General features: G+C 73.4%; 10 protein-coding genes. 8 read left to right on the plus strand and 2 right to left on the minus strand.

Annotated elements, in window-relative coordinates; genetic code table 11:
• The 5 genes from ABL57_RS06720 to ABL57_RS06740 form a co-directional block, all read left to right on the plus strand.
• The coding region (locus tag ABL57_RS06720) for an exodeoxyribonuclease III (RefSeq protein WP_047802689.1) at window positions 1-390 on the plus strand (390 nt) is incomplete at its 5' end.
• 6 nt (window positions 391-396) lie between these two features.
• Complete coding sequence (locus ABL57_RS06725) at window positions 397-1,269, plus strand: hypothetical protein (protein WP_053004797.1); 873 nt, start codon at window positions 397-399, stop codon at window positions 1,267-1,269.
• Between the two features lie 58 nt (window positions 1,270-1,327).
• Complete coding sequence (locus ABL57_RS06730; protein WP_047802690.1) at window positions 1,328-2,575, plus strand: MFS transporter; 1,248 nt, start codon at window positions 1,328-1,330, stop codon at window positions 2,573-2,575.
• Window positions 2,576-2,740: 165 nt separating this feature from the next.
• Window positions 2,741-3,295: a hypothetical protein gene (locus tag ABL57_RS06735; RefSeq protein WP_152683299.1), complete on the plus strand. Its 555-nt coding sequence runs from the start codon at window positions 2,741-2,743 to the stop codon at window positions 3,293-3,295.
• A 57-nt stretch (window positions 3,296-3,352) separates the two neighbouring features.
• A complete protein-coding gene (locus ABL57_RS06740) occupies window positions 3,353-3,922 on the plus strand; it encodes a hypothetical protein (protein ID WP_152683300.1) in 570 nt (189 codons plus the stop codon).
• 31 nt (window positions 3,923-3,953) lie between these two features.
• Here the strand turns inward: ABL57_RS06740 and ABL57_RS06745 are convergent, their stop codons facing one another.
• Window positions 3,954-4,454 carry a hypothetical protein gene (locus tag ABL57_RS06745; protein WP_047802693.1) on the minus strand — a complete coding sequence of 167 codons (501 nt, stop codon included), beginning with the start codon at window positions 4,452-4,454 and terminating at the stop codon, window positions 3,954-3,956.
• A 273-nt stretch (window positions 4,455-4,727) separates the two neighbouring features.
• Between ABL57_RS06745 and ABL57_RS20640 the strand changes: the two genes are divergently transcribed.
• The 3 genes from ABL57_RS20640 (at window position 4,728) to ABL57_RS06760 (ending at window position 8,006) form a co-directional block, all read left to right on the plus strand.
• The gene (locus ABL57_RS20640; RefSeq protein ID WP_053004798.1) at window positions 4,728-5,615 is read left to right on the plus strand and encodes an alpha/beta fold hydrolase; all 888 of its coding nucleotides are present in this window, start codon (window positions 4,728-4,730) and stop codon (window positions 5,613-5,615) included.
• 247 nt (window positions 5,616-5,862) lie between these two features.
• Window positions 5,863-6,396, plus strand: a complete 534-nt coding sequence (locus ABL57_RS22225; protein WP_047802694.1) for a hypothetical protein — start codon at window positions 5,863-5,865, stop codon at window positions 6,394-6,396.
• Between the two features lie 116 nt (window positions 6,397-6,512).
• On the plus strand, window positions 6,513-8,006 hold the full coding sequence (locus ABL57_RS06760) for a phospholipase D-like domain-containing protein (protein ID WP_047802695.1): 1,494 nt from the start codon (window positions 6,513-6,515) through the stop codon (window positions 8,004-8,006).
• Window positions 8,007-8,059: 53 nt separating this feature from the next.
• Here ABL57_RS06760 and ABL57_RS22230 read toward each other — a convergent pair.
• Window positions 8,060-8,501: hypothetical protein (locus ABL57_RS22230; RefSeq protein ID WP_047802696.1), on the minus strand; the 442-nt coding region annotated here is incomplete at its 5' end.

The raw sequence follows: 8,501 nt of genomic DNA on the forward strand, positions 1-8,501 counted from the left end.
CGCCAGTGGGTCGAGGAGGACGCCACGGCACAGGTCGCCCTCGTGGGCGACTGGAACGTCGCCCCGCTGGACGAGGACGTCTGGGACCTGCAGTTCTTCCTGGACAACGGCCTGACCCACGTCAGCGAGCCCGAGCGCGCCGCCTTCCGCGCCTTCCTCGAGGAGGCCGGCTACCAGGACGTGGTCCGCCCCCGGCTGCCCGGTCCGGGCGTCTACACCTACTGGGACTACAAGGGCCTGCGCTTCCCCAAGAAGGAGGGCATGCGCATCGACTTCCAGCTGTACTCCCCCGCCCTGGCCGCCCGGGTCACCGACGCGGTGATCGACCGCGAGGAGCGCAAGGGCAAGGGCGCCTCGGACCACGCCCCCGTCGTCGTCGAGATCGCCTGAGCCGCCGTGGCCCAGCTGCTGCAGGTCGGCCGGACGTTCCGCTCGGCCACGGGGATCCCCCACCAGTTCGCCCTCCGCGTCTACGTGCCCGCGGAGGAGCTCGACGCCGTGTACGCGCCGCTGCTGCCCCGGGCGCTGCCGCCCGAGGAGGCCGGGGTGAACGAGCTCACCGAGCAGCTCGCCCGCCTGGCCGAGCCGGGCGAGGAGCCGCTGCCGCCCGCGGTGGAGCCCCTGTGGACCCTGCCGTTCTCGGCGGCGCCCCGGGGCCGGGACATGCTCGCCGCCGGGGTCGGGGACTTCCCCGTGTACCACCCGCCGCAGCGGCTGCGGCGCTCGCTGCGCCTCGTGGCGCTGGCCGAGGAGGAGGGCGGCCAGCCGCTGCCGAACCTGCTCATTCCCGAGGACGTGGTCCGGGCCGCCGGCGACCAGGTCACCCGGGAGCACTTCGTGCCCGTCCACACCCGCCAGTCGGCGTTCACGGTGCCCATGGCGTGGTTCGCGCTGTTCACCCCGGAGGACCACACCGAGAGCTTCCACCACGGCAACCGCGTCCACCGGTGCGCCGTGCCGGTCGACACCGCGACCCTGCGGGTGGCGCACGCGGCGCAGGTGGTCGAGGACGCCGGGGGCGAGGACCTGGAGGAGCTCGCCGACGACCTGACGCACCTCGGCCGGTGGCTCGGCGCGTTCTCCGCCAACTCGCTGGTGGTCCTGCACTACGGGGCGATCGCGGACCCGTTCCAGCCGGACGAGAGCCCGCAGGACTTCCAGGACGCCGTGGAGCTGCTCGCGGCCCGGGACGCCAACGGCGCCGCCGTGGCCTTCCGCCGGCTCATGCACCGCTGGCTGCCCCTGGCCCACCTGGAGAGCGCCAGCTGAGCCCCGCGGCGGCGACCGCCGGTCCGGGGGCGGGCGGCCCGCGTGGTAGAACTGGCCGGTGAACCAGCCCACCCCGCCCCCGGACCGTTTCCCCGCTCCTGCCCGCGTCCCGCGATGGCTGGTGGTGGCCGCGGTCGTGCTGGTCGCGGTGAACCTCCGTCCCGGCGCCACGTCCGTGGGCCCGGTCCTGGCCGAGGTCCAGCAGGGCCTCGGCCTGAGCCCCACGATGGCCGGGGTGCTCACCGCCCTGCCCGGTCTCACCTTCGCGGTGGCCGGGGCGGGGGCAGCCGCCCTGTCCCGCCGGACGGGGATCAGCGGCGCCGTCACCGTCGGCCTCGCCCTGGTCGCCGCCGGGCTGCTGGGGCGGGCGGTCACCGGCTCGGTGCCGGTGTTCCTGGCCCTGACGGTCCTCGGCTTCTCCGGCATGGCCGTGGGCAACATCCTGGTGCCGGCCTTCATCAAGCGCCACGGCGGCCGGCGCACCGCCGCGCTGAACTCCGTCTACACGACCGGCCTGGCCGTGGGCGCCACCCTGCCGCTGCTGGCGGCCGGGCCGCTGACCGCCCGGGGCCCCGAGGGCTGGCGGGCGGCCCTCGGCCTGTGGGGCCTGATGGCCGTGGTGGCGCTGCTCCCCTGGCTGCTGGTGGCCGTCCGGGACCGGCGCGAGGCGGCCACGGCCCCGTCCCGGGCGCTGCCCGGGGGTCCGGGGGCGGCGATCGTCCGGTCCCGCACCGCCGTGGCCCTGTGCGTGTACTTCGGGATCCAGTCGATGCACGCCTACGTCCAGTTCGGCTGGGTGGCACAGATCTACCGTGACGGCGGCCTGGACCAGGCGCGGGCCGGGCTGATGATGGCCCTGATCGCCGCCATGGGGATTCCGGGCGGTCTGCTCATGCCCCTGCTCGTGGCCGGCTCCCCGCACCTGCGGCGCTGGATCGCCGGCCTGGGGGCCTGCATGGTCACCGGCTACCTCGGGCTGATGCTCGCGCCCGCCACGGCCCCCTGGGTCTGGGCCCTGCTGCTGGGGGTCGGGGGCTTCGCCTTCCCCACCGCCCTGGCCCTGCTCACCGCCCGCACCCGCGATCCCCGGATCACCGCACGGCTCTCCGGGTTCATCCAGCCGGTGGGCTACCTGCTGGCCGCGGCCGGCCCCTTCGCCGTGGGCGCCCTGCACGAGGCCACCGGCAGCTGGACGGTCCCCCTGGTCCTGCTGATGGGCACCGGCCTGGTGCTGGTCGCGGCCGGGTGGACCGCCGCCGCGCCGCGCTGGGTCGACGACGAGCTGTCCCCGCCCCGGGGACCGTGACGCTCCGGCTCGCTCCCGCAGCACCGCCCGGAGCCCCGGCCCGACGGGTGTTCCGGAGCCTGCCGCCCCCGTAGGCTGAGTCCGGTGGAGGCCGGGAGCCGGCGGCAACGACCGCCGCGGCCCGTGCTCCCGGAGCACCGGCACACCGACGGAGGGGACCAGGCCATGGACGAGAAGCACCGGTGGATGCGGACGCGGCAGTGGGCACGGAGCACGGCGGCCGCCGCGGCGCTGTCGTTCACGGCCCTGGGTGTGACGGCCTGCGGGACGTCCGGGGACCAGTCCGGCGACGACGTCGGGGAGGCGCAGCAGGAGCCGGCCGGTGAGGACCCCGGGACCTACTCCGGGCCCTACGACGAGGCCTTCGTCGAGGACGCGGCCACCCTCGTGGACGCGGACGTGACACTCACCGCCCAGGTGGAGGAGGTCGTCTCGCCGGTGGCCTTCACCATCACGGGCACGGAGGAGTCGGATGCGGAGCCGCTGCTGGTCGTGAACTTCGACGAGGACACCTCCGGCCTGGACACCGGGGACCTGGTGGAGGTGACGGGGACCTACCGGGAGGCCTACAACGCACCGGCCGCGGAGGAGGACCTCCGGGCGACCCCCGGGGTGGAGGAGATCGCCCACTACGACGGGGAGCCCTACGTGGAGGCGACCTACGTGGAGGCGACCGACGCGGCGGGCACCGGACCGACCGAGGGCGACGCGGCCGGCTGACCCGTGCGCCGGGACCGGTGTTGGCGGTCCCGGGGTCCGGGGCCATAGCGTGAACGGATGACAACGAGAAACAGAACGGGATCGTGGGTGTTCGGCGTGGCGGTGGCCGCGGCCCTGGCCAGCGCCGTGGGCCTGGGCCTGATGCAGCGCTGGGACGGGATGCTGCGCTTCGCGGCGGTGACGGTGGTGCTGCTGCTGACCCGGCGGGCGAAGGTGCCCACCGGCTTCGTGGCGGCCTTCGCGGTCCTGGTGCTGCTGGCGATGTGGGGCTCGGTGCAGCACTGGTACGCCCAGATCCCGCACTTCGACACGGTCGTCCACGTCCTGACCCCCGGCAGTCTGGCGGCGGTGGCCTACTTCCTGCTGGTGGACTCCCGCCTGCTGCCCGAGGCCCGCGAGACCGGGGCGGCGGTCCGCGGGTGGGCCCCGGTGCTGTGGGTGGGTCTCGTCGGCACGACCGCCGCGGTGCTGTGGGAGTACTACGAGTGGGTCGTGGAGCAGATCAGTCCGGCCGGCATGCTGGTGGGCTACACGGACACGGTCGTGGACCTGTTCGCCGGGATGTGCGGCTCCCTGGTCGCCGGGATCCTCGTGCTCCGCTGGGCCCGGCGCCGGACCGGAAGCTGAACCGCCCGCGCCCCGGCCGGGCCGCACGGTCCTACTCGCCGACCCGCCCCTGGGCGGCCATGAGGTAGTTCTCGCCCTCGAAGTCGGTGTACAGCTCGTCGTCCAGGTCCACGCCGAGCTGCTCCTCGACCTCGGACACCGAGAAGTTCGCCCGCATCGTGCCGGTGAGCTCCACGAGCTCACCGTCGTCGACCGGGGGGATCTCCTGCTCCTCCACGATCAGCATCGGGTCGGCCGGCCCGGCGATCGCGAACGTCTCGGGTGACAGCGTCCGGCTCACCTCCCCGGAGATCGTGACCTGTTGCCCCACATAGTTGGTCGCCTCGTCGATGAACTCCTGGTTGTACTCGCCCTCGTAGACGACCCGGTTCTCCTCCGTCGGGGTGCCTGCGCCGTACGGGGTGGGATTGCCCATGAACTCCCCGTCGGCCGGGACCGGGTCGTCCCGGTTGCACCCGGACACCGCCAGGGCGGTCACCGCAGCCAGCGTCGCGGTCAGCACACGGGTGGAGCCTCGGTCGCGGTTCGTCATGGCGCACCTCCGGTCATCGGTGGGAGACACCGACGTCACCTGCGGTGGCCGCCGGTCTCGGGTTCCCCACGCTAGGGAGCACGGCCGGACCCCGGCAAGGCCGAAGGCGGACTTCGGGTGGCCGTGGGGCGTCCTGTGACCTGATCGTGATGTCCAGGGCCGGTGCACCCTGCTCTCGTCCGCTTCCCCTTGCCCTGGGCCGACCCTGCGCGCCTAGGGTGGGACAGGACGGCGGGCGAGGGGGCCCGCACCGACCCGAGGAGCAGTGGCGCGATGAGCGACGTGACGTCTTTCGACGGGACCCGGCTGGCGTTGACCACCTGGGGGCGCGAGGGGGCGCCGATGGTCGTGCTGGTGCACGGCCTCGGCCTGTCCAGCGACTCGTGGGGGCGGGTGCCGGACCTGCTCGCGGCCGGCCACCGCGTGGTGTCCTACGACCTGCGCGGGCACGCCCAGAGCGGCGACGCCCGCAGCGGCGACTACACCATGGAGGCCCATGCCAAGGACCTCGACGCGGTGCTGGGCGAGGTCGTCGACGCGGGCGCGGCGGCCGTCGTGGTCGGCAACAGCCTCGGTGGGGGCATCGTGGTCGCCCGCGCCCACCACTGCGGCAACGAGCGGGTGGCCGGCGCGGTGTTCGCCGGCTCCGGCGGATCCACCGTCACCTTCCCCGGCTTCCCTGCCCGCGGGCTCCCGCGGCCGGTGCAGGCGGGCCTGCGCCTGGCTTGGATGAAGGCGCTGCGCACCGGCGTGCTGGCGGGCAAGCGGATCCGCTCCCTCGAGAACCTGTCCGATCGGCTGGTCCGCCGGTTCGCCTTCACCTCCGACGCCCCGCGCGACCTGGTCGAGAGGGTCCGGCAGGACTTCCTCAACAGCAGGCCCCGCGCGCTGACCCGGACCACGCTGGCCAGCGTCAGCCACGACGGCAGCCGGATGGCCCCGGACCTGACGGTGCCCACGCTCGTCATCCACGGCAGCGCGGACCCGGAGGTGTCCGAGGACGAACTGCGCAGGCTCCTGGACGCGCTGCCGGACGGAGAGCTCCTGCGCCTGCCGGAGGAGGGGCACATGCTGCCCCTGACCCGCCCCGAGCTGGTCGCCGAGCAGGTCGCCCGCTGGGTCGAGCGCGTGCGGCCCGCGCCCGGTCCGGTGAGCGGGTGAGGTCCCGCCCGGTCCCGCCGCCGGCCGGCACGGCCGCGGCCGAGTCTGGGCACCACCGCAACGCTGCCGGTGAGGTCCCACCACAGACCGTCACGGACCGGTCACGGTTCCGCCCGTGCCCCGCTCCAGGGCATCCCGGCTGTTGAAAGGATCACTTCAGTGTGCTTACGGTCGGTCGGTCCATCGTCCGTTTCCTGCGCCCCGGCTCCGCCGGCCGGGCCCGTCGCAGCACACCAGGAGGCACCCCATGACCGTCCGTGAACGCCGTTCCCCCGCCCGCACCGCCGCCGCCGCACTCGCCGCCGCCGCGGGGCTGGGTTTGGCCGGGTGCAGCACCGAAGGACCCGAGACCGGCACCGATGTCGAGGACGTCAGCGAGGGGGAGGTCCTGGAGTCCTCCCCCGCCCCGGAGAACGGCCCGACCACCGGGGACACCTTCGCCGGCACCTACGACCAGGACTTCCACGACGAGCGGGAGACCTACGTCGGACAGCAGGTCACGCTCTCCGCCGAGGTCGACGACGTCATCGGCGACGACGGCCTGGTGATCGCCGGCGCGGCGGAGAACACCGTGGACCCGCTCCTGGTGCTCTACGACATGGACCGGGTCGACGTCGAGGAGGGCCAGGTCGTGGAGGTCGTCGGCACGGTCCAGCAGTCCTTCGACCCCTCGACCCTGGACGACCAGGCCCAGGAGGACTTCACCGACGAGCTCTACCAGGACCACGAGCAGCAGCCCTACGTCGAGGCCAGCTCCGTCCGGCTGCTGCCGGAGCAGTAGGTCGCCACGGCCCGGGGTCCGCAGCCGCACGGCTGACGACGCCGGGCCGTCCACGTGCCGGGCCGCCCCGGCCGGCCCCTCCACGCCCCGTCCCGACGACCCGGAGGCACCAGCCCATGGACCTTCCTCACCTGTTGTGGATCGCGGTGCCGCCGTGGGCGGCGGTGGTGTTCTTCGCCGTGGATCTGGTGATCCGGCTGCTGGCGCTGGGCACGATCCCGCACAACCGGCGGCCCTCGGCAGCCTGGGGGTGGTTGCTGGTGATCTTCTTCTTCCCGATCCTGGGCGGGCTGGTGTTCCTGGTGCTGGGGCGGGCGGATCTGCCCCAGGCCCGGAAGGACAAACAGCGAGAGGCGGCCGGGCTGGTCGACGCGCACGGCCCCGGCACGGGCGACCGGGAGGTGCAGGAGATGCCGGACCGGCTGGCCGAGACCGTGCGGCTGAACCAGCACCACGGCGCGTTCCCGGTGGCCGGCGGGCACCGGATCGAGATCCTCGACGACTACGACACCGCGCTGGCCGCCATGGCCGAGGGGATCCGGGGGGCCCGGCGCTATGTGCACTTCCAGTTCTACATCGCCGTGGCCGATGCCAGCACCGAACCGGTGATCGCGGCCCTGGAGGCCGCCCGCGCCCGCGGGGTGACCGTACGGGTGCTCGTGGACCATCTCGGCGCCGCCGGCTACCCGGGCTACAAGGAGCTGGTGCGCCGGCTGGAGGCGGCCGGGATCGACTGGCGGCGGATGCTGCCGGTGCGCCCGTGGCGGGGGCAGTACCAGCGCCCGGACCTGCGCAACCACCGCAAGATCCTGGTTCTCGACGGGACGGTGGCGTTCACCGGGTCGCAGAACGTGATCGACCGCTCCTACAACAAGAAGAAGAACCAGCGGCAGGGCCTGCAGTGGATCGGGCTGATGACCCGGATCCAGGGCCCGGCGGTGGGGCACCTGGACGCGGTCTTCGCCACCGACTGGTACTGCGAGACCGACGACATGATCCTGGACACCGACCAGAGGGTCCCGGGCACCGGCCCGGCCCCGGACGCAGACCCACCGGGGGAGCTGGTCTGTCAGGTGCTGCCCTCGGGGCCGGGGCTGGGCCAGGAGTCGAACCTGCAGCTGTTCAACCACCTCTTCGCCACCGCCCGGCGGCGGATCACGGTGTGCAGCCCCTACTTCGTGCCCGAGGACTCGATGTACAACTCCCTGCGCACCGCGGTGGCCCGCGGGGTCGAGGTGGAGCTGTACATGGGGGAGACCTCCAACCACGTGCTCACCCACCACGCCCAGCGCTCCTTCTACGAGCAGCTGATCCGCGACGGGATCCGGATCCACCTCTACCAGGCGCCCTGGGTGCTGCACGCCAAGTTCGTGCTCATCGACGACGACACCGCGGTGGTGGGGTCCTCGAACATGGACATCCGCTCCTTCGTGCTCGACCACGAGGTCAACCTCCTGGTCGCCGGGGAGCAGTTCGTGGACCGGATGGACGAGGTCGTGGCCGGGTACCGGGAGCACAGCCACGAACTCCGGCTGGCGGACTGGCTGGCCCGGCCCTGGTACCAGAAGTACGCCGACAACACCGCCCGGCTCACCTCCGCCCTGCAGTAGCACGGGAACGCCCTGCAGGGCGGCGGGCTGCTCGACCGTCCTGCTCGACCGTCCTACTCGACGACGGTGACGGTGGCGTCGGTGAGGTAGGGCTCCGCCTCGCGGTTGACGAGGTAGTTGGCGTTCTCCTCGTCGGTGAGCTGGTAGAGCCGCTCCCGGTCCCCGGGCTCGCTGAACAGGTCACCGGAGGCCACGGTGCCGGTGGCCTCGACCTCGTCGCCGGGACTCAGCTCGGCCGGCATGTCCGTCACGAAGACGACGGTCTGTTCGTCGCCCATGGTCAGGAACTCCTCGCCGTAGACGCCCTCCACCTCGTTGGTCAGGGTGATCTCCTCCCCGACCAGTTCCTCGGTGGAGACCTGGGACTGGTCCAGCTGGGTCAGCCGGGTCTCGTCCTGGCATCCGGTCAGCAGCAGGGCCCCGGCCACACCCGCGGCGGCCAGAGGCAGGGTGCGGTGGACCAGGGGGCGGTGGGTCAGGGGGCGGTGGGTCAGG

The organism is Kocuria sp. SM24M-10, assembly GCF_001027955.1.
In the GTDB taxonomy this organism is placed as follows: Bacteria; Actinomycetota; Actinomycetes; order Actinomycetales; family Micrococcaceae; genus Kocuria; species Kocuria oceani.